At 58.9% G+C, this 23,118-nt stretch carries 26 protein-coding genes; 12 read left to right on the top strand and 14 right to left on the bottom strand.

Annotated features, from left to right (window positions below; translation table 11 throughout):
- The first annotated feature begins 354 nt into the window (after positions 1-354).
- From ACZ9EJ_RS24475 to ACZ9EJ_RS24460, 4 genes are all read left to right on the top strand, one after another.
- On the top strand, positions 355-1,287 hold the full coding sequence (locus ACZ9EJ_RS24475; protein WP_046635625.1) for an ABC transporter substrate-binding protein: 933 nt from the start codon (positions 355-357) through the stop codon (positions 1,285-1,287).
- Between the two features lie 2 nt (positions 1,288-1,289).
- Positions 1,290-2,162 (top strand): amino acid ABC transporter permease, encoded by an 873-nt coding sequence (locus ACZ9EJ_RS24470; protein WP_046635624.1) that lies wholly within the window; start codon positions 1,290-1,292, stop codon positions 2,160-2,162.
- 79 nt (positions 2,163-2,241) lie between these two features.
- On the top strand, positions 2,242-3,372 hold the full coding sequence (locus ACZ9EJ_RS24465) for a sugar phosphate isomerase/epimerase family protein (RefSeq protein ID WP_046635622.1): 1,131 nt from the start codon (positions 2,242-2,244) through the stop codon (positions 3,370-3,372).
- Positions 3,373-3,516: 144 nt separating this feature from the next.
- Positions 3,517-4,269: a GntR family transcriptional regulator gene (locus ACZ9EJ_RS24460; protein ID WP_046635620.1), complete on the top strand. Its 753-nt coding sequence runs from the start codon at positions 3,517-3,519 to the stop codon at positions 4,267-4,269.
- A gap of 232 nt (positions 4,270-4,501) precedes the next feature.
- Here the strand turns inward: ACZ9EJ_RS24460 and ACZ9EJ_RS24455 are convergent, their stop codons facing one another.
- Together ACZ9EJ_RS24455 and ACZ9EJ_RS24450 are read right to left on the bottom strand one after the other, a co-directional pair.
- Positions 4,502-5,200, bottom strand: coding sequence for a nucleotidyl transferase AbiEii/AbiGii toxin family protein (locus tag ACZ9EJ_RS24455; RefSeq protein ID WP_046635618.1), 699 nt, complete (start codon positions 5,198-5,200; stop codon positions 4,502-4,504).
- Between the two features lie 11 nt (positions 5,201-5,211).
- Complete coding sequence (locus ACZ9EJ_RS24450) at positions 5,212-5,475, bottom strand: hypothetical protein (protein WP_046635680.1); 264 nt, start codon at positions 5,473-5,475, stop codon at positions 5,212-5,214.
- 347 nt (positions 5,476-5,822) lie between these two features.
- Between ACZ9EJ_RS24450 and ACZ9EJ_RS24445 the strand changes: the two genes are divergently transcribed.
- Positions 5,823-6,461 (top strand): plasmid pRiA4b ORF-3 family protein, encoded by a 639-nt coding sequence (locus tag ACZ9EJ_RS24445; protein WP_046635616.1) that lies wholly within the window; start codon positions 5,823-5,825, stop codon positions 6,459-6,461.
- Positions 6,462-6,547: 86 nt separating this feature from the next.
- On the opposite strand, the gene ACZ9EJ_RS24440 is transcribed toward ACZ9EJ_RS24445, so the two are convergent.
- Entirely contained in the window at positions 6,548-8,179 is a 1,632-nt protein-coding gene (locus ACZ9EJ_RS24440) for a GMC family oxidoreductase (protein WP_046635615.1), read from the bottom strand.
- A gap of 192 nt (positions 8,180-8,371) precedes the next feature.
- On the bottom strand, positions 8,372-9,163 hold the full coding sequence (locus ACZ9EJ_RS24435) for an alpha/beta fold hydrolase (RefSeq protein ID WP_046635613.1): 792 nt from the start codon (positions 9,161-9,163) through the stop codon (positions 8,372-8,374).
- Positions 9,164-9,306: 143 nt separating this feature from the next.
- Here ACZ9EJ_RS24435 and ACZ9EJ_RS24430 point away from each other — a divergent pair, with 143 nt between their 5' ends.
- A complete protein-coding gene (locus tag ACZ9EJ_RS24430; RefSeq protein ID WP_046635611.1) occupies positions 9,307-9,774 on the top strand; it encodes a MarR family winged helix-turn-helix transcriptional regulator in 468 nt (155 codons plus the stop codon).
- A 19-nt stretch (positions 9,775-9,793) separates the two neighbouring features.
- Here the strand turns inward: ACZ9EJ_RS24430 and ACZ9EJ_RS24425 are convergent, their stop codons facing one another.
- Together ACZ9EJ_RS24425 and ACZ9EJ_RS24420 are read right to left on the bottom strand one after the other, a co-directional pair.
- On the bottom strand, positions 9,794-10,582 hold the full coding sequence (locus tag ACZ9EJ_RS24425) for an SDR family oxidoreductase (protein WP_255736851.1): 789 nt from the start codon (positions 10,580-10,582) through the stop codon (positions 9,794-9,796).
- The gene (locus tag ACZ9EJ_RS24420; RefSeq protein ID WP_476099997.1) at positions 10,579-10,839 is read right to left on the bottom strand and encodes a nuclear transport factor 2 family protein; all 261 of its coding nucleotides are present in this window, start codon (positions 10,837-10,839) and stop codon (positions 10,579-10,581) included. The genes ACZ9EJ_RS24425 and ACZ9EJ_RS24420 overlap by 4 nt, the downstream gene beginning before the upstream one ends.
- A gap of 164 nt (positions 10,840-11,003) precedes the next feature.
- Here ACZ9EJ_RS24420 and ACZ9EJ_RS24415 point away from each other — a divergent pair, with 164 nt between their 5' ends.
- On the top strand, positions 11,004-11,921 hold the full coding sequence (locus tag ACZ9EJ_RS24415) for a LysR family transcriptional regulator (RefSeq protein WP_476099995.1): 918 nt from the start codon (positions 11,004-11,006) through the stop codon (positions 11,919-11,921).
- A gap of 103 nt (positions 11,922-12,024) precedes the next feature.
- On the opposite strand, the gene ACZ9EJ_RS24410 is transcribed toward ACZ9EJ_RS24415, so the two are convergent.
- Positions 12,025-12,930: a LysR family transcriptional regulator gene (locus tag ACZ9EJ_RS24410; RefSeq protein ID WP_046642505.1), complete on the bottom strand. Its 906-nt coding sequence runs from the start codon at positions 12,928-12,930 to the stop codon at positions 12,025-12,027.
- A gap of 94 nt (positions 12,931-13,024) precedes the next feature.
- On the opposite strand from ACZ9EJ_RS24410, the gene ACZ9EJ_RS24405 reads away from it, so the two are divergent.
- From ACZ9EJ_RS24405 to ACZ9EJ_RS24390, 4 genes are read left to right on the top strand one after another with little or no spacing between them, the layout of a single operon-like run.
- Positions 13,025-14,203, top strand: a complete 1,179-nt coding sequence (locus ACZ9EJ_RS24405; RefSeq protein WP_046635141.1) for an MFS transporter — start codon at positions 13,025-13,027, stop codon at positions 14,201-14,203.
- 36 nt (positions 14,204-14,239) lie between these two features.
- Positions 14,240-14,986 carry an SDR family oxidoreductase gene (locus ACZ9EJ_RS24400; protein WP_046642506.1) on the top strand — a complete coding sequence of 249 codons (747 nt, stop codon included), beginning with the start codon at positions 14,240-14,242 and terminating at the stop codon, positions 14,984-14,986.
- 10 nt (positions 14,987-14,996) lie between these two features.
- Positions 14,997-15,458, top strand: a complete 462-nt coding sequence (locus tag ACZ9EJ_RS24395; protein WP_046635138.1) for a cyclophilin-like fold protein — start codon at positions 14,997-14,999, stop codon at positions 15,456-15,458.
- Positions 15,459-15,498: 40 nt separating this feature from the next.
- On the top strand, positions 15,499-15,936 hold the full coding sequence (locus tag ACZ9EJ_RS24390; RefSeq protein WP_046635136.1) for a lipocalin-like domain-containing protein: 438 nt from the start codon (positions 15,499-15,501) through the stop codon (positions 15,934-15,936).
- A gap of 113 nt (positions 15,937-16,049) precedes the next feature.
- On the opposite strand, the gene ACZ9EJ_RS24385 is transcribed toward ACZ9EJ_RS24390, so the two are convergent.
- Both ACZ9EJ_RS24385 and ACZ9EJ_RS24380 read right to left on the bottom strand, forming a co-directional pair.
- Positions 16,050-16,340: a DUF1330 domain-containing protein gene (locus tag ACZ9EJ_RS24385; protein WP_046635134.1), complete on the bottom strand. Its 291-nt coding sequence runs from the start codon at positions 16,338-16,340 to the stop codon at positions 16,050-16,052.
- A gap of 31 nt (positions 16,341-16,371) precedes the next feature.
- A complete protein-coding gene (locus ACZ9EJ_RS24380; protein WP_046642508.1) occupies positions 16,372-17,367 on the bottom strand; it encodes a zinc-dependent alcohol dehydrogenase family protein in 996 nt (331 codons plus the stop codon).
- A 105-nt stretch (positions 17,368-17,472) separates the two neighbouring features.
- Between ACZ9EJ_RS24380 and ACZ9EJ_RS24375 the strand changes: the two genes are divergently transcribed.
- Positions 17,473-18,441: an AraC family transcriptional regulator gene (locus tag ACZ9EJ_RS24375; RefSeq protein ID WP_046635132.1), complete on the top strand. Its 969-nt coding sequence runs from the start codon at positions 17,473-17,475 to the stop codon at positions 18,439-18,441.
- A 242-nt stretch (positions 18,442-18,683) separates the two neighbouring features.
- On the opposite strand, the gene ACZ9EJ_RS24370 is transcribed toward ACZ9EJ_RS24375, so the two are convergent.
- From ACZ9EJ_RS24370 to ACZ9EJ_RS24350, 5 genes are read right to left on the bottom strand one after another with little or no spacing between them, the layout of a single operon-like run.
- Positions 18,684-19,778, bottom strand: coding sequence for an ABC transporter ATP-binding protein (locus ACZ9EJ_RS24370; RefSeq protein ID WP_046635130.1), 1,095 nt, complete (start codon positions 19,776-19,778; stop codon positions 18,684-18,686).
- Between the two features lie 29 nt (positions 19,779-19,807).
- Positions 19,808-20,188 carry a cupin domain-containing protein gene (locus tag ACZ9EJ_RS24365; protein WP_046635128.1) on the bottom strand — a complete coding sequence of 127 codons (381 nt, stop codon included), beginning with the start codon at positions 20,186-20,188 and terminating at the stop codon, positions 19,808-19,810.
- Between the two features lie 16 nt (positions 20,189-20,204).
- Positions 20,205-21,296: a Gfo/Idh/MocA family protein gene (locus ACZ9EJ_RS24360; RefSeq protein WP_046635126.1), complete on the bottom strand. Its 1,092-nt coding sequence runs from the start codon at positions 21,294-21,296 to the stop codon at positions 20,205-20,207.
- 2 nt (positions 21,297-21,298) lie between these two features.
- Positions 21,299-22,126: a carbohydrate ABC transporter permease gene (locus ACZ9EJ_RS24355; protein WP_046635124.1), complete on the bottom strand. Its 828-nt coding sequence runs from the start codon at positions 22,124-22,126 to the stop codon at positions 21,299-21,301.
- A complete protein-coding gene (locus ACZ9EJ_RS24350; protein ID WP_046635175.1) occupies positions 22,123-23,070 on the bottom strand; it encodes a carbohydrate ABC transporter permease in 948 nt (315 codons plus the stop codon). Before ACZ9EJ_RS24350 ends, ACZ9EJ_RS24355 begins: the two co-directional genes overlap by 4 nt.
- Positions 23,071-23,118: the final 48 nt, after the last annotated feature.

Raw genomic sequence — 23,118 nt, 5'->3', positions numbered from 1 at the left:
CACGCATTAAGCACTATTTGAGGCAAAAAATAGGGATTTTCCGGGAATTTCCCAAATGAAATCGCAGCAGACCATTATCCATACGGCTTGGATAATCAGAAAAATGCTCTGCCAACGCAGTGACTTAGGCAAGCGACCGCCAACGCACGGTCTGGGAAGCATCCGTGAGGTGGTTTTTTAATCATCACGTTTTCGGATCTTTGTGCGCATATTTGTACGGATAGATGAAAAACCTTTATTATGAAAAATAAGCATTTAAAAACAAAACACTAAGAAGCCATCGCCCAAGGTGGCACACCGATTGCATTGAAGTTTTCGTAAATTAACGGTCATAAAAATCGACAAGGGGATCACATGCGCAGCTTCAAGAAAAGTCTCAAAGGCGGCCTGGCCGGCATCGCATTCGCACTGCTCGCGACTTCGGCATACGCCGCAGAAGGGACCGCCATTAAGATGGTACCGGATGCAGACGTCGCCAAACTGGCGGGCGTCGCCTTCGATCAGACACTGGCGGACCGCCTGCCACCTGCGATCAAGGACAAGAAGACACTGAAAGTGGCGACAGACCTGACGCCGCCGATAAGCTTCCAGGCAGAGGACGGAAAGCTGATCGGGATCGACGCCGATATCGCCGCAGCACTGGGTGTCATTCTCGGCATCGATGTTCAGATGACCAATGTTGGCGCCGGCGCCGCGATCGTGCCCGCCGTCCTGTCCAAGCGTTTCGACATGACCATCTCCGGCATCAACGACGATGTGGAGCTGGAAAAGCAGGTCGACGTCATCGACTACATGTTCGACGCCACGACGATCATGACCATCAAGGGCAACCCGCTCGGCATCAAGAGCATGGAAGACCTCTGCGGCAAGAAGGTTGCCGTGCCCGTCGGCACGTTCCAGGCGCGTCTGGTGGAAGCCGCATCGGCAAAATGCGCGACACCGATGAACATCATGTCGATCCCGAAAATGCCTGACGTCCTGCAGGCTGTGCGCACCGGCCGCGCCGACGCAACCGTCAACGGTTATGCGACGAGCGTCTACACGACGGAAAACCAGACCGGCAAAGGTGTCGGCCTGCAGGCGATCCCGGAAGTCCGCCTCGCCGTCGGTTATCTCGGCATGCTGACGTCGAAGGACAATCCCGAACTGCGCGACGCGGTCATCGCCTCGTTGCAGCATATGGTCGACAGCGGCGCCTATAAGGCAATCATGGAGAAATGGGGTCTCGGGCCCCTCGCCGTGACGACCGTCAAGTTCAACGACGCCGCCAGCATGCCGGTGAACTGACGATGTCATTGTTTGCTCAACCCGTCAGCATGGCCATCGCACCTCCGGTCGGCAAGCCGATCCGGTGGGGGCAGCTCACAACCGGAACCAGCGCGATTTTCGCGCTGGTTTTCTTCGTCACCACGATTGCACGAAACCAGACCGTTCAGTGGGGCGAAATTCCCCGTTACATGGTCGATCCTGTTATCCTCGACGGGGTCGTTCTGACTTTGCAGCTGACGGCCGGTGCAATGGTGTTCGGTATCGCCTTCGGCTGCATCGTTGCTATCATGGCCACCACCCAGAATATCGTCTTGAAGGCTTTCGCCATAGCCTTCGTCTGGTGGTTCCGCGGCGTGCCGCTCATCGTCCAGATCTTCTTCTGGTTCAACATCGCGCTGTTCATTCCGCAACTGGGCGTCGGCAGCTATTCCATATCGATCAACGAAGTAGTCACTCCCGCACTTGCCGGCTTCCTCGCGCTCGGTCTGCATGAAGCCGCCAATATGAGCGAGATCATTCGCGGCGGATTAACGGCTGTCGATCGAGGCCAGCGCGAGGCGGCCTCCTCACTCGGCCTTCGCCCACTCCAGGTCCTTCGAACCGTCGTCCTGCCCCAGGCGATCCGGCTTATCGTACCGCCAACCGGCAACCAGGCGATCGGCATGCTGAAGGCGAGCGCCATCGTTTCGGTCATCGGCATGCAGGACTTGCTGACCCAGGCACAGGCTATCTACGCGCGCAACTTCCTTGTGATCGAGCTGCTGTGCGTCGCCTCGCTCTGGTACCTGCTGATCACCACCATCGCATCGATCGGTCAGCATTTTCTGGAAAAGCACCTTGCCCCGAAGGGCCGCAGCGCCGGTGCGCAGAAAGGCGCGCCCAGACCTGCCTGACACACCACCCACTCAATCCACCAACCAACCAGGGTCGCCATTGCAGCGCATCCGATCAGGAAACATCAAGGAGCAGATCATGAGACTAGGCATCGATGGACAAAAACTTCCAGAAGCCAGGAAGCGCGGGCCAATCAAAAGCCTCGACCACGTCAAGGAACTGGGTCTCGGTGGCATCTTCTTCAGTACAATCCTCGATATGAGCGCCACGCTGGACAAGGGAGAATTGGCCGATATACGGGCCAAGGCAGACGAGCTCGGGCTTTATCTCGAAGCCGGTGTTGGCAAGATCAATCCCTATTGCAGCGCCGAAGCCCCTGAGTTCCGGGCAATCGGCGATGGCGACACTATCCTCGGTTTCACCCGCATGATCGAAGCGAGTGCGGCCATCGGCTGCCGCGAGCTCTGGGTGTCGCCGGGAAACTTCAAATCGGAGTATCGCGGGCGACTGGCCAATGACCGCTTCCGTACCGACGTCACCTGGGACGAGCAACTGCTGGCGATCGAAAAGGTGCTCTTGAAGCTCGCCCCTGTGGCGCGCGCCAATGGCGTCCATCTCAACATGGAGACCCATGACGAAATCACCTCCTTCGAAATCCTTCGACTGATCGAAAAGGTGGGCGAGGATTGCATGGGTGTCGTCTTTGACACCGCCAACGGACTGCAACGTGCAGAACATCCGGTCTTTGCCGCAAAACGCGTGGCCCCCTATGTTCGCCAGACCCATATCAAGGACGCCTATGTCGGCCGTGCTGCGGGCGGCCTCGATTTCCAGACCCGTCCCGTCGGTCGGGGCATTGTCGATTTTGCGACGATCATCCCCATCCTCGCCAAGGCCAATCCTGATCTCAACCTCTCCCTTGAGGTCGCGGCTTCCGTCGAGGACAAGCCGCGCAGGACCTATCCTCGCCAGTGCATCGAGATCAACGATCCGATCTGGCGCGCCGGGCACCCCGACCTGACGGCGGAAGAACTCAAGGCATATCTCGCCTCGGTGGATGCGTGCGAGAAGCGGGTGGCCGCCGGTGAGATCCCGGATTGGGAGGCCTATGAAGCCAGCCAGTATGGATACCCGACCTATGAGAACCAATTCTATGGCTACAGCGAAGCAGTAGAGTTCATCAAAATTTCGGCCCGACATATCGAAGAGGTTTGCATAGCGAGTGGAATTTCACTCTCGACGGCTTCCACGAAACAGCGAGCAGCCTGAAAGGGGAAAGTATCAGCACCGGCGACGGTTGTTGCCGGTGCTCAGAAAACCGTGGGAATATCTCGACTTTTGGCATCAGACGCATATACGCAGGAATATTCTCATGAAAATAATTACATCGCCTGATTGGAGCTGGAGACGAGAATGAAGAAGACGACACGACGTCAGGGCACCAAGACCGCACCGAAGGCCAACGCCCCGGTGGACACGGCGGAAAACGCCCATGACGACGTTACGGAACGCATCCGGATCACCCTTGCCACGGCGATCGGTGAAGGCGCGCTCAAACCCGGCGTCAAGATCCTCGAGGACGCGATTGCCGACCACTTCGGCGTCAGCCGCACGGTCGTGCGTGGCGCCCTTGGCGTATTGGAGAGCGACCATCTCCTAGAGCGGAAGAAAAACCGTGGCACATTTGTGGCTGAGCCTGGCATCGAAGAGGCGAAGGCCTTGTTCGAGGCCCGTCGCAAGCTTGAGCACGTCATCCTCGAACTGGTCTTGGGCCACGCGACCGCCGACCAGTTGGACGCACTTGAAAAACTGACTGACGAGGAAGAACACATCCATCACCATGGTGATGAGAAGTCCAAGACGGTGCTGTCAGGCAAGTTCCATGTCGTTCTGGCAGAGCTCGGTGGCAATGCCGTCCTGACGGAGGTGTTGTCGAAGATCGTCGCCCGCCTCTCGCTCGTCATGTCGCTCTACGAGGAGGAGCGGAAAGACGACTGCGGGGCTGATCACCACCGCCAGATTGTTGGCGCTCTGAAAGCTAAGGACCTGGCAAAGGCGCAACAGTTGATGGATCATCATCTGGCCGACATCGAGGGCCGCGTTCGACTGACCGAAGGACAGGGCGATCGGCACACATTCCTGGCCGTCTTAGAGAATTTTTCCTAACCAGGGTCTTGAACTGATTCGAACCGTCGACCACGTGCCGTGGACTCGCTAAACGTTTGAAAACGGCTCACTCACACGGGGAGATGTCCTTCATTACCAAGCCTCGCAGCAAGGACCTCCGCTTGTTGACGCCGCCCTCACTTGGTTTCGCTGGCTAACCCGCAATGATCCGCATCGAAGGGATAGTTAACCGAACGGCAGTACAGCTGAGGTCGCCAGGTTGCTGAGAAAATCAGCGTGGGAACGGAGAGGAAGGTGCGGCGGATACCGGTGGCTTGTATTCGCACACCGCTTTCAAAAGCGAGATTGTCTTCGCTTGTGCAGTTCTCGAAATATCCGCATATCTTTCTCTGTACTGAAGCTTCCCCATAACCGTACTAGCGAGGCCTTCGTTCATTCTCTCGGCGACTGCCAATGCAGCGGCGACGTTGTTTTTGAACGGCAAGAGAGCTTCGACAACGTATCCATCGCCGAGTGCCTTGGCAATGCACGCGATATCGAACATGTCGCGTGGTTGAAGAGAGGCACCCCGGTAGTGAACCTTCTTCGCGATGATCTCGCCCGGTGTCTCAAGGTCAACTTCGATCCCTCGCACCGTGACACGGGACGTAGGATCGTCGGTCAGGCTTGGCGCGCAAATGTAGTCGATTTCACCAATTCCCGCGAACACGATCTTGAGCGCATGAGTACCGTCCGAAACGTATTCATCTGGGTCCACCTGCAGGGTATAGCCCTGCGTTGTCGGATTTAGATATGGGAGGACCTGCGGATCATCGATGAATATGTCGATGTCGAAGCTTTCACGATGGCCGATCTGGAGCATAAGGGCAGTGCCGCCACCGAACGTCCAGCTATCGAGGAGCGTAAAAGACGAGTTCGCCTGATTAATAATCGACACGGACTGGTCGAAGAGGCTTTCCCATTGGCTCATCACGACTGCCCTCAGGCGGCTAAGGCGAGCGGGTATCCGGCGAGCTGCGAGAATTTCTGGGCGATCTCGGATGCGGCCCCGTGATCGATTTCCATCTCATCCAGAAACTGGTACTGGAGGTCGGCTTTCACTTCGGAATAGAATGAGAATGCGGAAGCATCGAAATTCTCAACGCTCGCGAAATCGGAAATCTTCGAAGCGAGTTGCTCAGCCGAAAGGTTCGTCCCGTAGGGGGCGTTCACCGTCGACAGTACCTTAAACGCAACGCTAGACATCGTCATCACCACCAGTTTTCAATAAGCTATGTAATACATATCCCTCAAAAACGCAAGAAACACCGCAGATGCAGGCATTCAACGGCAATTATACAAATTGGAAATGATGTCGCAACGAGCAAGCGCCAGTCGCGAGGTAATCAGCGACCCTAAAACGCCGCCGACCGATTATAACATCCATGATCGCAATAAAATCCCGTAAGCCTCAGAATATTCGACAGCCGACAAGTAATCCGGCATGAAGACTGCGCTCTGATGAAATCGAATGCGCCACGGCTCAACATATCCTGGCGTGCGGCGCGAGCTACCGTCTTGACGATCGTCCTCCCTCGATGTTCATTCGGACAATGTTCAAAGCCGCAAACGCTGTGCAAATCAAAGTATCTCTCGACGAGGTTGCGCCGGACGTCTGGCGCCGTCTGGTCCTGCCGGTCCACTGGAACCTGGAGCATCTGCATCTCGGAATTCAGGCCGCGTTCAACTGGTGGAACTATCATCTCTATGAATTCCGCATCGGTGGTCTGAGGTATGGGGATGTCGAGATCCTGACGGAAGATGCGACCGATGACGATCCTCGGGTCTTCGATCAGAAAGAGGTTCGCTTGCTGGACTTTGATCGAGGTTCTGTCTTCAGCTACCGCTATGATTTCGGGGACGGTTGGCGGCACACCGTTGCGGTCGAGGAGGTCTTAACGCTCACTGCTACACCCAAACACGGGAGCTGCATCGCCGGCGAAAGGGCGCGCCCGCCCGAAGATGTTGGTGGTGTGTCGGGATATGAGCGGTTCCTGGAGATCATAGCCGACCGGGACGATCCGGAATATGCCGAAACAATTCGGTGGTGCGGTGGGTACTTTGATCCGGAGTGGTTCGACCTTTCGATCGCAGACAAGGATGTTCGCAATGCTCTGCGTTCGAACGTCAAACGGCGCTTATATCAACCGAAGCCGAAAGCCGTTCCGAAGAAAAGAAAAGGCAATGGGTGAGCGCCTTGAACCATACTGAACCGCTGGCCCGGTATCCCGAGAACTCGGCGACCATTGACCGAGCGCCGAGTTCTACATGGATACGTTTAGCTGGTCTGAGCTTCGTGATTGCAGAAGACTGCGCGACCGTGCTTCGTTAAGATCAAATCGGCCGCCCTCTCTCCGATGACCACACAAGGCGCCATGGTGTTGCCGGTGGTGATACGCGGCATGATTGATGAGTCAGCGATGCGAAGGCCGTCGATACCGTAAACCTTGAGCTCGTTGTCGACCACCGACATGCTGTCGCGTCCCATTTTGGCCGTGCATGACTGATGCCAATAGGTGACGGCCGAACGTCGGATGAACTCAATCATGCCTGATCGATCTCTCTGGCTCGGCGCAGTCTCTCCCGAGACCAACGAGGTGAATGCTTCGCTGTTGCCGATCTCGCGGCACAGTTCCACCGCGGCCAAAGCGGCGGCCATGTCCTCCGGCTCACTGAGGGAATTCGGCTCGATCAGGATGGCGTCATTCGGATTGGGGCCGGAGAGCCGCAATCGACCGCGGCTCTTCGGCTGGGCGAGACCGTTGAACATCGTCCAGCCATGCTCAGGTGTCTCGATACCGGTTTCGACAGGAGACGGCACAGCGAACTCCAACTGGCATTGGAGAATATCCGGCTGGGCAAGACGCGAGTCGCTTTTCCAGTAAAGCTTTGCTTCGCAGCCGCTACCACCAATGGCTTCGGGTTTCCGATATGCCCAAGTGCAGCCGAATGCGAGATGATCTTGATGATTGCGACCAACGCCCGGCAATTGCTGAACCAAGGGAATGCCATGGGCTTGCAGCTCATCTTCCGGGCCTATACCCGACTGCATCAGCACTTTTGGCGTGCTGATCGCGCCGAGCGACAACACCGTCTCGCAACGGGCCTTGAACTGGCGCCGTTGGCCGGCGACGAGAGCCTCGACTCCGATCACCCGCTTGCCATCGAAGATGAGACGCGTGACCAGGGCGTCGGTCAACACCGTTAAGTTGGGGCGCGACATGAGCGGGCGGACATAGGATCCAAAGACAGACTCCCGCTTGCCATCGCGGATCCGCAGTTCAGCGATAGATGCGCCGCCTGAACCCTCCATCATTTCACCGTTCGGGCTACCGTAGACGGGAATGCCGATCATAGATGCGGCATTCAGTAAAGCCTCCGCGACTGGTTGGGGAGCCTTTGGCTGCGCGACATAGGCCGGCCCTCCCACTCCGCGACGAACCGGGTCCGGAGCGCCTTGCCAATCTTCTATCCGGCGGTAGTAGCCGAGGATCGACTCGTATCCCCAAGCGTCATCGCCGGCTTCAGCGGCAAAGTGGTTCCAATCTTCTTTGTGCCCCCTCGCCCACACCATGACATTGATACTCGAACCGCCACCGAGTCCCTTTCCCATGCTGAGAGGAAGCCGTCGCCCATCGAGACCAGGAGCCGGCTGCCCGACGAAGCCCCAGTCCCGGCTCGAGCCAAGATTGAGCGGCCACTGCGCAGGGTCTGACACAGTCTCGGCCGCATCGTCCCCGCCTGCCTCCAGCAGTAGAACGCTCGCGTTCCCATCCTCGGCAAGTCGCGCGGCGACAACGGAGCCGCTGGACCCGGCTCCGCAGACGATGAAGTCGAAGACATCACCGCCCTCGCGAAGAGGAATTGCCTGACGTTCGGACGAGGTTTGGTCATAAGTATTCAGCTTCACGTGATTACCTCCGTGAATAGATTGCATGAAATTATGGAGTTGCCGGGAACTGAGGCGCGAGAGCACTTAATGATCTCAGTCAGAGATCAGGTGCCATTCCAGGCCTGCGCGTTGGGGATGCATACCTGGATTAACAAGCACGACTTGTCGTCATCGGAACAGTAGGCTATCCCGATGACGCTGAGCCCGACATTACTTCTTCGCCGACACAGTTTTGGCGGCCTCATCAATGGTATCTGCGACGACCTTTGGCTGGGTCATGAACAGGGCGTGGCTTGCCGATACTTTGGTGACCTTCGCCTTGATGCGCTCTGCCATGTGGATCAGCATTGCCTGATCGAATGCCTTGTCTTCGGTAGCGATGACTGCCCAGCTCGGCTTGGTGCGCCAGGCAGCGTTTTCAAGTTTCGTGCCGAACGCCGACATGTTGATCGGCACCTGCGCGTCCCTCATGAACGCAACATCGGCATCGCTGACGTCATGGGCGAAACCGGCCTTGAACTTTGCCGGGCTGACATAGCCGAAACCATCCTTGGTAGTCTCGATGACGAATTCTGAAGCGGGCGCAAATCCCTCATATTGCTGAGCCGTCGTCTCGCCTGCATCGGGGGACAGGGCAGAGACATAAACAAGGCCTGCGACCTTCGCATCGACACCAGCTTCAGTGATGACCGTGCCGCCCCACGAGTGCCCGACGAGAATGACAGGACCATCCTGCCGCTCCAGCGCACGCTTGGTGGCCGCAACGTCGTCGGCAAGAGAAGTCAGAGGATTTTGGACAATGGTGACGCGATAGCCGCGCTTCGTGAGAATGTCGTAAACGCCCTTCCAGCCTGAGCCGTCTGCGAAAGCGCCATGAACGAGTACAACGTTTCTGACGGACTGGTTCTGAGGGATGATTTCAGCGGCGCTCGCCGGTATTGCGGCAGTCAATGCTGCAGCAGCTGCAATGGCGGCACGGGGGGTCGTGGTCTTGCGTGTCATGGCTGTCTCTCCGTTAATCACGATAACTGTTATCGCGATACATGTGAAATGTCAGAGTTCAGATTGCGCGTCAAGATAATTCTTATCGCGATATTTAATTTTGTTATTGCATAGGCTATATGGAGGTCTACAGGAGCTCAGAAATGACCGAACGCCATAACGATCCACCGCCTTTGCACGACCAATTGTGCTACGCGATCTACACTGCCGGAATTGCAATCCAGCGCGCGTACAAGCCGCTTCTCGACGAGTTGGGTCTGACCTACCCGCAGTATCTCGTGCTCAACGTGCTGTGGAGCGAGGATGGGCAAACGGTCGGCGCCATTGCCAACGCCCTTGCCTTGGAATCCAGCACGCTGACGCCGTTGCTGAAGCGGCTCGAGACATCTGGCCTGCTGCGCCGGACCAGAAACCTCAGCAATGAGCGGCAGGTGGTTATCGGGTTAACCGACAAAGGACGTGCCTTGCAGCACAAGGCAGGCTGTCTCAGCGATACCTTGCTTGCAGCCTCGACCCAGACGCCGCAGGAATTGGCCACCCTGAACCGCGACGTCCGCCATCTTCGCAATACGATTTATTCCCAGATCGGCGGGTGGGACGCACCCGCCTGATCAAAATGGTGACGTGATATCAGACCGTCGGAACAGTGCCGCCGTCGATGACGAACTCGGCGCCGTGAATCGCAGCAGCGCGATCCGAGGCCAGGTAGGCGATGAGGTCGGCGACCTCATGGGGCTCGGCTGGACGCCCGATCGGGATACCGCCCAGGCTGTCAAGAACGATTTGCCGCGCGTCCTCGATCGTACCGCCATTGGCTGCTTGCAGACGTTTCAGCAAGTCCTGGGATGACTCCGTCATGATCCAGCCGGGGGAAACGACATTGACCCGCACGCCTTTCGGCCCAAGCTCCTTGGAGATGGACTTGCTGTAGGTCTTGAGTGCGGCCTTGGCGGAGGCGTACGCGGTGGTCGCCTCTGGCAGGGGAAGGACGGACTGAATGGAAGTGACGTGCACCACCGCGCCGCTGCCCCGTGCGATCATCTGCGGGATCAGGAGACGATCCAGGCGGACAGTGGCCAAGAGGTTCAGGTTCAGTTCTGCCAGCCAGTGGTCATCTGTCAGGGCACCGAAACCGCCGCCCGGTGTCGACGATCCGCCGATAATGTGAGCCAGAATATCGATGCCGCCCATGCGCTCGAGCGCGGCCTTGGCAAGGGTTTCCCCGCCCTCGGCCGTCGTCAGGTCCGCCTGTATGAACTCGAGACCGTCAATGGGTTCCGGTGCTCCCCGAGCGGCGGTGATGACTCGGGCGCCGCCGGCCAGGAAACGGTCCACAGTGGCACGACCAGCACCCTTGGTGCCGCCGCTGACAAGCACGCGCTTTCCTGCAAACTCGGTCGGATCAGCTTTGATGTTCATGCCGTGATCTCCAATGCTTTGATGGTGTCGTTCTCGAGCGTGAACCGGTAGGTGAAACGGATCGGGCTGCCTTTGAAGTCGCCGTGGGCAGGACCCTCGACCACGACCTGATCATCCTCGTAACGAACGCTATCCGGCGTAAAGATCGCCTTGGCGGGAATCACTGCCTCTTCGAACAAGGTTCGCAGCTCGGCATGGCCTTCGTGACGGCCACCGTTATCCAGGACCACAGTATCGTCCGCGAAAGGCTTCAGCATGCCGTCCACGCTTGAGTTGTGCATTAGCCTCGACATAGGCCGCTATGGGCTTGGGTAGTGCTGGTGTCATGATCGTTCTCCATTGCTCGGGATGACATTTAGCACTGGACAATTGTAGGGATAAGGAGGACGAAGCGGCATGAAGTGATGAATGGAACGGGACAATGGATCAGGCGACCCTAAAAGAACTTGAAGCTGCCATTGCGATCGCACGGCGTGGGACATTCCGCGCAGCATCCATCGATCTGGGGTTGTCGACCACGGCACTGAGCCACACGATCGGCAGGCTCGAGGCTGCGCTGGGCGTGCGACTGTTCAATCGCACCACGCGAAGCGTCTCCCTCACGGACGCTGGACGGCTTTTTATGCAGCAGGTCGCTCCATCACTTCAGGATCTGCATGCAGCACTCGGGTCGGTGCGCGAGCAACGTGAGACGCCTTCCGGCACGATACGGATCAACGCCGCGCCGTTTGCAGCACGCTCGATCATCAAACCGCTCGTGCTTGAATTCCTGCGCCGCTATCCCGACATGAATGTTGATATCGTCACCGAAGGGAAGATGGTGGATATCGTCAGGGACGGGTTCGATCTCGGCGTTCGAGTGGAAGGCCTCGTTCCTAGCGACATGATTGCCGTTTCGCTCGGCAGGCCTCAACGACATGCCGTGGTCGGATCCCCCGAATACGTCGAAAAGCGCGGGATACCGATAGTCCCCCCGGATCTCCTTGCTCACAGTTGCATTCGCGTTCGTCTGCCTGATGGCTCCCTGTTTCGCTGGCGGTTTGAGAAGGGCGGCGAGCAAGTTCAGATAGATGTTCGGGGGCAGATCACGCTGGATGAGGCCAGCCTCACGCGAACTGCGGTGCTTGATGGCGCCGGCTTGGGCTACCTCTTTGAGCAAGACATTCTTCCAGAGATCGAGGTCGGACAGGTTATTCGTGTATTGGCGGACTGGACGCCGTCTTATCCTGGGCTTTGCCTGTACTATCCCGGACGCCGAAATCTATCGGCCGGCGTGAGAGCTTTTCTAGAGCTGGCTCGTGAGCTTTCGCGTACGGGTGATCAGCGCCCGAAATCCTGAGCGATCCCCTCGCCTTGAACAGATACGGACCGACGTTCCACTAATACACAACTTACCCGTCTCAAAATGCTTCAGCTGCGAGTGCCACCGGAGCACGAATTTTTCAATGGCCCGTGCCAAGGCGAAACCTGAATGCATCGACAAATGTCGAGAACGCCGGTGAATGATTCCGCTTGTTGGGATAGTAGAGATGGTAGCCTTGGAAGGTCGGGCACCAGTCCTTGATGACCTCTCGCAGATGGCCGTCGTCGACATATCCGCGAATGAGATCGGTCGGCGCGTAAGCAATACCCATTCCGTCGAGAGCGGCATCGATTGCTGAACCAATATTGCTGTAAACCAGCTGGCCATCGACGCGGACGCTGAACTCGCGCCCATCCTCCTGGAATTCCCAGGCGTAAAGGCCCCCCGATGTAGGAAGCCGCAGGTTGACGCAATTGTGCGCCGTGAGATCCTGCGGGCTCTCCGGTACAGGATAACGCTCGAAATATTCTGGCGACCCAACCACGGAATAGCTGACATCAGGACCAATACGAACCGCGACCATGTCTCGGGCGATCGCCTCGCCCAGCCGCACCCCGGCGTCGAACTGACGCTCGACGATGTTGGTGAATCCATTGTCCACGATGAGTTCGACCTGAATGTCGGGATATTCGCAAAGGAACGTCTTCAGTCTTTTTCGAAATACCAGTTCGATGGCGTCGTCGGGACAGACAATCCGGACATGGCCGGAGGGCTTGTCACTGAGCGCCTTCAGCGCTGCAACCTCGGCACTAATCCCCTCGAAATGATGCTCGATACTCTGCACCAGCCTCTGCCCCATGGCAGTAGGCGCGACATCGCGGGTCGTGCGCGCAAGAAGGCGCACACCGAGCCTCTCCTCCAGCGCTCGGATGGTGTGACTAAGCGCAGATCGCGTCACCCCAAGCTTGACTGCCGCGCGCGTAAAGCTGCGTTCTCTCGCCACCTCAAGAAAGGCCCGCATCTCGGTAAATTCATCTCGACGCATTGTTGAATCTTTCTCATCACGACATGCAGTTTATGCTGTCTAGTAGCACGACTTCAACACCGTTATCTAATCTCGCAACGAGAGCGAGTACGATATGACCGAACTGACCGTAGAAGATGGATTTAAGGGCCTGCATCAGACGACGCCCTGGAGCGCCGTCACCTGCCTGTCGCTCCTGACATTCCTTCTGGTGGGCCTGGAATTCATGCCTGTCAGCCTTCTGACGCCGATTGCGCAGGACTTGTCGATCACGGAAGGTCAGGCAGGACTGGCAATCGCGGTCTCGGGCTTCTTTGCAGTCGTGACCAGCCTGTTCGGAAACAGGGTTTTGGGCCAACTGGACCGGAAAACGGTCGTCCTTTTCTACACGTCCATCCTGACGCTCTCCAGCCTCACGGTAGCGTTGGCGCCGAGCTACTTTATCTTCATGCTTGGGCGGGCGATGGTTGGTATGGCGATCGGCGGCTTCTGGTCACTGTCGACCGCCGTTCTCGCGCGTCTCGCATCCGGCCCCGATCTTCCCCGGGCGATTGCGCTGCTTCAGGGCGGAACGGCAATGGCAATCGTGGCTGCCGCACCGCTGGGCAGCTTTCTCGGCAGCCTCATTGGGTGGCGTAACACATTTCTCTTTACCGTACCGATCGGCCTTGGGGCGCTGATATGGCAAATGGCTGTCCTGCCGAAAATGCCCCCTGCCAAAGCTGCATCCATTGGGACAATGTTCGGATTGCTCCGCAACCGCACCTTTTCGATCGGCATGGCGGCGACTGCGCTGACGTTCATCGGCATGAATTCGCTCTCGATCTTCCTGAGGCCGTTCCTCGAGCATGTGACCCGGCTCGATATCAACACACTGTCCATGGTGCTGCTCGGCCTGGGTGCGGGCGGACTGGCCGGACTGTTCGCGATCGGGTTTGTGCTCCGTCGGCATCTCGGTGTCGCTCTTGTCGGCATGCCCGTTGTCCTTGCCGTCATCGCCCTCCTCCTGATCGCAGCCGGACCATTCCAGTGGCTGACGGCAGCCCTGCTTGTTTTCTGGGGTGTCGTGTCGACACCGGTGCCCGTCGCCTGGAACACCTGGATGACACGTATCATCCCGGACGATCTCGAAGCCGGCGGCGGCCTGCAGGTCGCCCTGATCCAGCTCGCTATAGCAGGCGGCGCGTCCGCAGGCGGTGTCCTGTTCGATACCGTCGGATGGTGGAGCGCCTTTGTCCTCTCCGCAAGCTTGCTCGTCGGGTCGACGGTTTTGGCCGCCCTCGCCCGGCCTTAGCAGCTAAACAACTAAATTCCACAACTGGAGACCATCATGTCACAGGGAATCGAAGACAAGGTCGTCGTCATCACCGGGGCCAGCAGTGGTCTCGGCGAAGCAACGGCCCGGCATTTGGCCAAGCGCGGCGCGACCGTGGTCATCGGCGCGCGCCGCATCGACCGTATCGAGTCTTTGGCTGCGGAGTTGACGGCAAACGGCGACAAGGTCGTCGCGGTAGAGACTGACGTGACCGACCGGGATCAGGTCAGGAACCTCGTCGATATCGCTGTCGAACGATTCGGTCGCATCGACGTCATGCTGAACAACGCCGGTCTCATGCCCCTTGCTCCGCTGGAGCGTCTCAAGATCGACGAATGGGACCGCATGATCGATGTCAACATTAAGGGCGTGCTCTACGGTATTGCCGCCGCACTGCCTCACATGAAGGCTCAGAAGTCCGGACACATCATCAACGTCTCCTCGGTATACGGCCATGTCGTCGATCCGGGTGCGACCGTCTACTGTGCCACAAAGCACGCCGTCTGCGCCTTGTCCGAGGGTCTGCGCAAAGAGGTGAAACCCTACAACATCCGGACAACGATCATCTCCCCCGGCGCGGTCAGCACCGAACTTCTTGAGCATATCAGCGAGAAAGATATCCAGGCGGGCACCCGGGAGTTCGTCAGCAAGATTGCGATTGGACCGGGTACATTCGCCCGGAGTGTCGCGTTCGCTATCAGCGAGCCGGACGACGTCGATATCAATGAAATCCTCTTCCGGCCCACAGCGCAGCCGGTCTGACGGAACCGCCATGTCTCGTCCGATCAGCCGACGACAAGTTCTGGGAACCGCGCTGGCGGCTGCGGCAATTCCGCGTGTCGCCATTGCACATCAAGGGGGCGATCCAAACAACCAGGAGCCGACCGACGTGCGCATCAGGTTGACCTTCAATGGATTGGTGCTGACAGCGACGCTCTACGACAACCCCTCGGCGCGCGACCTTGCGTCCCTGCTTCCGCTTGAGCTCAAGATCGAGGACTTCGGAGGCAACGAGAAGATCGTCCGCCTACCTCGCAAGCTCACCGAGGATGGTAGCGGCCCCTTCACCAACGAGAGGCCAGGCGACCTCTGCTACTTCAAGCCCTGGGGCAACCTGGCTCTTTTCTATGCGGACTATCGCTGGGACGGGCTGATCCGTCTCGGCCGGTTTGACAACAGTTTCGACGCGCTCCTGGTGCGTGGCGCGTACCCCGTCGGCATCGAACGGATTTAACAAGCCCACCACATCCTGCCACTCAACAAAGGACATCTCGATGAACAGTTTCAAGATCTTGGCTGCAGCGCTGGCACTGGCCTTCACCACCCCGGCATTCGCCGGCGATGCGAAGTCTCCGATCATTGGCGCCTGGCGCATGACCGCACTGGAGGTAGGAGCTGCGGGCAATCTTCAGACCATCCCGTATTCAGGCCAGCTTGTCTTCACTGAAGGGGGCACCCTGTCGGTCCAGGCGATGAATCCCGATGCGAATGCCGCGGACACGCCCTACACCACGAAAGCATACGAGGCCTATTACGGCCCGGTTGAGATCGACGATGCCAAGAACATATTCGCGATCACCGTGGAGTCCTCCCTGGTCCGCAACCTGATCGGTCAGAGACTGGAGCGCAAGTTCGAGGTCACAGGTGACAAGCTGGTGATTTCCCCGATCGATGCTGCGGAAGGTTGGCGCGTCAGCTACGACCGCTTCTGAAAGCTCGAACCCTGCAGACATTCTTCAGGAGCCATCGCCTGAACGACTGCGGTGCCCGCACCGCTGTGGCGGGCACCGCATATTGAGATCCTGTAGGCGAGTCCCTTGCAGCCCTAGTTGATCCCCTCAATGATGAAGGAGCGATAGTCCGCACCCAGGAACCTGTGCTTCACGGCCGCCTGGTATTCGGGGTTGTCGTAGAAGGCGCGAGCGGCATCCATGGTCGGGAAGCTGGCCATGACGACACCTTCGGGAGCGGCGCCCTCGAGGGCATCCAGAGGGCCGTAGGCGGCAAGCACGGTCGCTCCCGATTCACCGAGCAGTGGCGTCACCAGTTCGGCATAAATCTGCAGTTCAGCGGCGTTCCGACTGCGCTCCCGAATGAAAATTGCGTAAGCGGTCATACCAAAATCTCCTTGAAAGTTAGCGACACCGTCAGTTGCGAATAACGACCTTGCCGAAGACGTTTCGGCTCCCAAGGCGCTCATAGGCTGAATGGGCGTCCTCGAACGCAAAAACGCTGTCTATCACCGGGCGGATCTGGTGGGCGGCAACCGCGCGGTTCATTTCCTCCAGGTCGCTACGATTGCCCACGCTGATGACCTTGTAGGTCGCCTGGCTGAAGAACAGCTTCATGATATCGATCGCTTCGCCCTTCATGCCAAGCGCGCCGACGATCGAGACCTGGCCGCCTTCGCGGATCGAGCGAACGGACTGGGCAATGGTTGCCGGTCCGCCCACCTCGACGATACGGTCGGCCCCCAGGCCACCCGTCAAATCACGAACCGCTCGGTGCCAATCCGGTGTCTCGCGGTAGTTAATGAGCGCGTCCGCACCAAGCGCAGTCAGCTTCTCGAACTTGTCGCTGGACGACGTGGTAGCGATGACGCGCGCGCCCAATGCCTTTGCAAACTGGATCGCGGAGAGAGAAACACCACCCGTCCCAAGCGTCAGAACCGTGTCGCCAGGCCCGACACCCGACACGGCCGACCATCCGGTCAGGGCGGCGCAAGGTAACGCGGATGCTTCCTCGAAAGTCAGATGATCGGGAACGGTTGTCAAAGCTTCCGCACTGGTCAGACGATATTCCGTCAGCCAGCCATCATGCTCATTCTGGTATTGCTCACGGTGAGCGGGAATGGGCCCCCCGAACCAGTCTGGAAAGAAGCTGCTCATGACGCGGTCGCCAACGGCAAACCGACGGACGCCGTCACCGACAGCTTCGATCACACCTGCGCCGTCCGACAGGGGGACGTGGTTCTCCACGATGCCGAAGGGATAGTGACCCTGGGCAATAATGAGGTCACGGAAGTTCAGCGAACTGGCCTGGACACGAACTAGCACCTGACCAAAGCCGACCGAACGAAGCGCTTCCTCGCGAACCTTCAGAGTGCTCATGTCGCCTAACTGCGTATGGCGGTAAACTTTCATCTTCAACTCCATGCTTGACTGTGACGTCAATCTAGCATTGGTAATTCGGATGAATAATGCCGCGCAGTCCGCTATTCATGTCCGATCGTCCAATCCGGAGCTGTCATGAACCCGTTCGATGAGATCATCCACCAGATGCAGGTCGAGACATCACTCTATGCCCGTCTGCATCTCGGCGCGCCGTGGGGGATCCGATTCCACACTGGCGAGCACGCTCGACTGGTCGTCATATCCGGAAGCGACTGCTTTCTGCGGTGGGAGGGGATAACCGATCCTGTCAGGCTGGCCCCTGGCACCTGCATGATTGTGCAGCCACAGGTCACTTTCGATCTGTCGGATGTGGCTGATCAGCGTGTGATCGCCTGTGAAACACTGGTGACGTCGGAAACGGACGGCGTAGTGACATACGGCGGAAGTGGCTTGCAAACCGAGATCGTCTCAGCTCGTTTTTCATTTGATGCGGTCGCGGCCGAGCCTCTGTTTCGGTCCATACCGGCTCTGGTTCATTTCCCACTGAACCAAACCCATGCCGCTTTGATCAGGGCGACCCTTGATCTTATCGGCATGGAAACCAGTGCCGGTGAGCATGGTTCAGGGTTTGTCGTCGATCGCCTGGTCAACACACTGTTCGTGCAGGCGCTGCGTGCGCTGTGCAGCAACGACACCGGCAAGACGAGCTGCTGGCTTGCAGGCCTCGGCGACCGGCGGCTGGCGCGCACGATCCACGCTGTCCACTCTGATCTCGCCCGCCGGTGGACCGTCGAAGAGATGGCACAGCAGGCCGGGCTTTCGCGTTCGAGCTTTGCGGCGCTGTTCAAATCGGTGGTCGGTGAAGCGCCGCTGGATTACCTCACGGGCTGGCGCGTCTACCGTGTCAAGATGCTGCTGACCGGAACGGACGAGAGCCTGCTGCGCATCGCCAACCTGGTCGGCTACGACAGCGACTTGTCGCTGAGCCGGGTGTTCAAGCGCAGAACCGGGGTTGCGCCGGGGAGATGGCGGCAGATGATGAAATACAAGGGCACGGTTCATCTGGAACGTGCCCCGGTCGATGCAGAATTAGAAGTTGCGTGATCACATGTCGTTGCACCGGGATATTTCACAGGAGGTCTGAAGGATTTTCCAGGCAAGTTAGTAGAGTGAGTCTGTCACAGCGTCTGACGAGTAGAGAAAACAGCATTGTGTTCAAATATTCCTAGGCGCCTTGAGGAGATATGAACCCGCGACCCGCAGCGACTATCTGCGATAATCTATGGCGCCGGTCGAGGACGCGCCAATCATCAGAGCCTTAGCAAAACTTAAGGAAAACGTCTGCTTCACGCGCCCACTTCGGGAAGCCGCCTGCCCGTCTCGGCGGAAAACAGATGGTCGCTGGCGGCCCGCAAGGCGAAGCGGATCGTGTCGCCCGGCCTTACGGCGATGCGCTCGCGAAACAACATGGTGACGTATTCGTCCCCGGCCCAGGCCCCCTCGATCCGGGCAACGACCTGCGTTTCCGCGCCTGTGGGCTCGACGACCACGACCGTCGCCGGTGTTCCTTCATCGGCGATGACGAATTGTTCCGGCCTGATGCCATAGATGAGTTCTTCACCGGGATCGGCCGTCCCGGGACGCAGCGACAGCGGCATGGCGACGCCGGTTTCGGTGCGGAAGATCAAAGGCGCGTCGGCCTGAATGCTGCCCTTGAGCAGGTTCATCGCCGGCATGCCGATGAAGCCGGCGACGAAGGTGGTTGCGGGGCGATCATAGATTTCCAGCGGGGTTCCGATCTGCTCGACGATGCCGTCGCGCATGACGACGATACGGTCGGCCATGGTCATCGCCTCGGTCTGGTCATGGGTGACATAGACGGTGGTGATCTTCAGCCGCTGGTGAAGCTCCTTGATCTCGGCGCGCATCGCCACGCGCAGCTTGGCGTCGAGATTGGAAAGCGGTTCGTCGAAGAGGAACACTTTCGGATCGCGCACGATCGCACGGCCCATGGCGACGCGCTGACGCTGGCCGCCCGAGAGATGACGCGGAAGGCGGTCGAGATAGGGTTCCAGCGCCAGGATCTTTGCGGCGGACTGCACCCGGTGGCCGATCTCGTCCTTGGCCGTGCCGCGCAGCTTCAGGGAAAAGCCCATATTCTCGGCCACCGTCAGATGCGGATAGAGCGCATAGCTTTGGAACACCATGGCAATGTCGCGCTCCTTCGAGGGGAGGTCGTTGACCATGCGGTTGCCGATTGAAAGCCGGCCGCCCGAAATCGTCTCCAGGCCGGCGATCATGCGCAGCAGCGTGGACTTGCCGCAGCCGGAAGGCCCGACGAGCACGATGAATTCACCATCCTCGATATCGACGTCGACGCCGTGGATGACGGGCAGGCTGCCGTAGGACTTGCGGATGTTGTGGAGCGCGATCGACGCCATGATATTTCCCTCTCGCGATTATCGTCGTGTCAGGCCGCGCCCTCGCCTTCATGATTGACCGCCGTCCTGGTGCCGGAGGAGAACATGATCAGGGCGAAGAGCGGTTCGGTGCCGAGCGCGCGCGCCCAGTGCCTGATATTGCGGGGTATCCGGATCGCGTCGCCGGCTTCGAGCCTGTAGAGCGCATCGCCGAGCTTGTGCTCGCAATGGCCGGAAACGACATAGAGGATTTCCTCGCAATCGGGATGCGAGTGCAACTGGTTGCGCTCGCCGGGATTGATCCGGCAGGTGCCGAAGGTCATCTCGGCGCCGGGCGTGCCGTCGCCGGTGATCTTCCAATTGAGTTCGCCCCAGCTGGTGGGCATGAATTCGCCGCCGGCTTTCCTGAAAATGACATCGCTATCGGTCAAGGCTGTCGCTCCCCTGTCAGAGATTGGTGGTGACGCCGGCATCCGCGCGTCTGTAGAATTCGAAGAGCTTCATGATCTCGCGGGCGATTTCGAGCGTGCCCCTTGTTATCCGCGCGCCGGAGAGGATCGCATCCGTCAGATGCAGGATTTCGGGCACATAGCCGAGATAAAACAGGTTATTGTTGTAGAGCTGGCCGAGCGAATGCTCCGGCTCGTAGAACAGCGCCGCATTCTCGTCCGGCTGGATGAAGCTCGCGGCACGACCATAGGACGGCAGGTCAGCCTTGCGGAAGTAGGTCAGCCGGCTGCCGTTTTCGACGATGGCGTTGGCGCCTTCGCCGATGATTTCAACCCGCTCGAAGATACTGCCGCCCGACTGGCCGGCGGCAAGATGCAGCGTGCCGATTGCCCCGGAGCGGAAGCGCAGGCTAGTGACGGTCGCGCCCGTCGACGCTTCCCATTCATAACCAGCGCGTTCGATCTCGCCGCCGAGGAAGTTGAGGATCGCGCCCGGATGGTAGATGTGATCGAGGAAGCTCTGCATCTTGACGAGATCGGCACGGTCTTCCTGGCGCGGCAGGCTTTGCGGATAGCGGACATTGATCGAGGTCAGCCTGCCGAAACCGGGTGAGCCGATCAGATCCTTCAGTTTCTCGATTGTGGGGAAAAAGGTCTTCTTCAGACCGGTCATCACCATGCGGCCGGCCGTGTTACTTGCCGCCTGCAGCCTTTCGATGTCCTCGATACTTGCCGCCGTCGGCTTCTCCATCCACACGTGGGCGCCTGACGCAAGCGCGTCGAGCGCCAGATCGGTCGCCTGCACCCGGCCGTCGGGATGATAGGCGGTGACGAGAAAGACCAGCTCAGGCTTTTCCCGTTCGAGCATCTCGCGATGGTCGGTATAGGCTTTTCCGGCGCCGAATAGTTTTGCGAATTTCTCGGCTCGGCCGAGGTCGAGATCGCAGATGCCGGCAAGCTCGACCGGCGCGTAACGCAGCGCCGGATAGACATTGCGATAGGCATGACCGCCGGCGCCGATGAAGCAAGTCTTGATGCGGTGATCGAATTCGAAATTGTAGCGGATTTCCCGCTGGACATGATGCGACATGGTCAGCCCTTGATTGCCCCCTGCGTTAGCCCCTCGGTGAAGCGGCGCTGCATCAGGATGTAGAGAAGAATGATCGGCAGGAATGAAATGACGGTCCCGGAAAAGACCAGGCGATAGTCGGAAGCATAGGTGCTGGCGAAACGCACCAGCCCGAGCGGCAGCGTCTGTACCTCAGGACTGATCAGCACGATCAGCGGCAGGAAGAAATCGTTCCAGGTGGAGAGCGCGCTGATGATGACGAGCGCCTGCACCGCCGGCGTCGAGATCGGCAGAAAGACCTTGGTGAGGATCTGCAGATGCGAGGCGCCGTCGATCTTGGCGGCCTCGATCAGGTCGTCCGGCACGCCGATGAAGAAACTCCGCATCAGGAATATGCCGAAGGGAATGCCGTTGCTCACCTGCACCAGCACGATGCCGGTCAGAGTGTTGATGAGATTGAGCCCGAAGAGCACCTGGTAGAGCGGGATGACGATCGCCTGGACCGGCACGGTGAGGCCGAGGATGAAGGCGTAGAACAGCCATTCCCGGCCGGGAAAACGGATCTTAGCGAGCGCATAGCCAGCCGGCGCGCAGGTGATCAGCGATAGGAGGACGACGCCGATGAGATTGATGAGGCTGTTGCCGACAAGTCCGCCGAACCCGCCGATCTGCCACGCATCGAGATAGTTCCGCCACATCAGGTCGGCAGGCCAGGTGAAGGGGTCGGCCTGGCCGATCTCGGCCTCAGTCTTGAAACTCGAGACCACCAGCCAGACGAAGGGGGCGAGGATCAGGATCAGCGCCGGGGCCAACGCCAGCGCCACCGGCCATTCGCGATTGCGGACACTCATTGCGAAAGCCTCGCGCGCCAGCGGTTGAAGAGGATGGTGATGGTAATCGCAAGCAGGCTGAGCAGGATGCAGAGCACCGCCGCAAGCCCGTGATTCTGGGACTGGAAGGCAAGCCGGTAGATATAGGTGGTGATGAGCTCGCTTTGATAGAACGGCCCGCCATTGGTCATGACGAAGACCGTGGCGAAACCCTTCAGGCCGTTGATCATCGCCAACGAGACGACGAAGGTCGTCACCTCGCGAAGCCCCGGCAGAGTTACATAGATCAGTTTCTGGAAAGCATTGGCGCCATCCACTTCGGCTGCGTCGTAGAGCGAGCGGTCGATGTTCTGCAGGCCGGCGATGAAAAGCAGCATGTAAAGGCCGAAACCCTGCCACGAGCTTGCGACATTGACGGAAAAGAGCACTAAAGCGGGGTCGGAAAGCCAGCCTTGCGTGAAGGCGCCGAGCCCGATCCGCGTCAGGGCTGTATTCAGGAGGCCGAAGAACGGATCGTAGATATTGGCCCAGATAACGCCGACCACCGCCAGCGACACCAGATGCGGCAGGAAGAAGGCGGTGCGGAAGAAGACCTGGGTGATCCGCAGCCTGCTGACGGCAAGCGCGAGCAGAAGGCCGAGCCCGCCTGCCATCACCACATGGTAGGCCAGCCAGAGGAAGGTATGGACGAGGCTCTTCCAGACGATCGGATCCTGTGCCGCCTTGGCATAGTTGTCGAAGCCAACGAAACTCGCGGAGGTATTGAAGCCGGCCGAGCTGTTGAAGCTCAGCCAGAACGTGGCGGCGATCGGCAGCAGGGTGAAGGTGGCATAAAGGGCGAGCGCCGGCGCCATCAGCCACAATGCGGTGCGGGCATCGCCAGCGGATGAGCCAGCAGTTGAGGCAGCCCCAGTCGTCCGGCGTTCGGACATACGGGCGGAGATGCCACCCGTATGTCCCGCCACGGCAGGCGCATCCCTGAGAGGAGCCACGACCTTGCTTCCGGGGGTTTG

Source organism: Neorhizobium sp. USDA 3394 (genome assembly GCF_056280385.1).
This window is presented reverse-complemented; position numbering and strand designations above follow the sequence as displayed.

What these genes read in the sequence shown, in the direction of transcription:
- ACZ9EJ_RS24410 (WP_046642505.1), bottom strand. Translation starts at nt 12,930, where the DNA reads ATGCGTCGAGATGAATTTACCGAGATGCGGGCCTTTCTTGAGGTGGCG.
- ACZ9EJ_RS24385 (WP_046635134.1), bottom strand. Translation starts at nt 16,340, where the DNA reads ATGACCGCTTACGCAATTTTCATTCGGGAGCGCAGTCGGAACGCCGCT.
- ACZ9EJ_RS24455 (WP_046635618.1), bottom strand. Translation starts at nt 5,200, where the DNA reads ATGAGCCAATGGGAAAGCCTCTTCGACCAGTCCGTGTCGATTATTAAT.
- ACZ9EJ_RS24370 (WP_046635130.1), bottom strand. Translation starts at nt 19,778, where the DNA reads ATGGCGTCGATCGCGCTCCACAACATCCGCAAGTCCTACGGCAGCCTG.
- ACZ9EJ_RS24380 (WP_046642508.1), bottom strand. Translation starts at nt 17,367, where the DNA reads ATGAAAGTTTACCGCCATACGCAGTTAGGCGACATGAGCACTCTGAAG.
- ACZ9EJ_RS24400 (WP_046642506.1), top strand. Translation starts at nt 14,240, where the DNA reads ATGTCACAGGGAATCGAAGACAAGGTCGTCGTCATCACCGGGGCCAGC.
- ACZ9EJ_RS24415 (WP_476099995.1), top strand. Translation starts at nt 11,004, where the DNA reads ATGGATCAGGCGACCCTAAAAGAACTTGAAGCTGCCATTGCGATCGCA.
- ACZ9EJ_RS24360 (WP_046635126.1), bottom strand. Translation starts at nt 21,296, where the DNA reads ATGTCGCATCATGTCCAGCGGGAAATCCGCTACAATTTCGAATTCGAT.
- ACZ9EJ_RS24470 (WP_046635624.1), top strand. Translation starts at nt 1,290, where the DNA reads ATGTCATTGTTTGCTCAACCCGTCAGCATGGCCATCGCACCTCCGGTC.
- ACZ9EJ_RS24435 (WP_046635613.1), bottom strand. Translation starts at nt 9,163, where the DNA reads ATGACACGCAAGACCACGACCCCCCGTGCCGCCATTGCAGCTGCTGCA.
- ACZ9EJ_RS24405 (WP_046635141.1), top strand. Translation starts at nt 13,025, where the DNA reads ATGACCGAACTGACCGTAGAAGATGGATTTAAGGGCCTGCATCAGACG.
- ACZ9EJ_RS24465 (WP_046635622.1), top strand. Translation starts at nt 2,242, where the DNA reads ATGAGACTAGGCATCGATGGACAAAAACTTCCAGAAGCCAGGAAGCGC.
- ACZ9EJ_RS24355 (WP_046635124.1), bottom strand. Translation starts at nt 22,126, where the DNA reads ATGAGTGTCCGCAATCGCGAATGGCCGGTGGCGCTGGCGTTGGCCCCG.
- ACZ9EJ_RS24425 (WP_255736851.1), bottom strand. Translation starts at nt 10,582, where the DNA reads ATGAACATCAAAGCTGATCCGACCGAGTTTGCAGGAAAGCGCGTGCTT.
- ACZ9EJ_RS24390 (WP_046635136.1), top strand. Translation starts at nt 15,499, where the DNA reads ATGAACAGTTTCAAGATCTTGGCTGCAGCGCTGGCACTGGCCTTCACC.
- ACZ9EJ_RS24395 (WP_046635138.1), top strand. Translation starts at nt 14,997, where the DNA reads ATGTCTCGTCCGATCAGCCGACGACAAGTTCTGGGAACCGCGCTGGCG.
- ACZ9EJ_RS24375 (WP_046635132.1), top strand. Translation starts at nt 17,473, where the DNA reads ATGAACCCGTTCGATGAGATCATCCACCAGATGCAGGTCGAGACATCA.
- ACZ9EJ_RS24475 (WP_046635625.1), top strand. Translation starts at nt 355, where the DNA reads ATGCGCAGCTTCAAGAAAAGTCTCAAAGGCGGCCTGGCCGGCATCGCA.
- ACZ9EJ_RS24460 (WP_046635620.1), top strand. Translation starts at nt 3,517, where the DNA reads ATGAAGAAGACGACACGACGTCAGGGCACCAAGACCGCACCGAAGGCC.
- ACZ9EJ_RS24420 (WP_476099997.1), bottom strand. Translation starts at nt 10,839, where the DNA reads ATGCTGAAGCCTTTCGCGGACGATACTGTGGTCCTGGATAACGGTGGC.
- ACZ9EJ_RS24450 (WP_046635680.1), bottom strand. Translation starts at nt 5,475, where the DNA reads ATGTCTAGCGTTGCGTTTAAGGTACTGTCGACGGTGAACGCCCCCTAC.
- ACZ9EJ_RS24430 (WP_046635611.1), top strand. Translation starts at nt 9,307, where the DNA reads ATGACCGAACGCCATAACGATCCACCGCCTTTGCACGACCAATTGTGC.
- ACZ9EJ_RS24445 (WP_046635616.1), top strand. Translation starts at nt 5,823, where the DNA reads ATGTTCAAAGCCGCAAACGCTGTGCAAATCAAAGTATCTCTCGACGAG.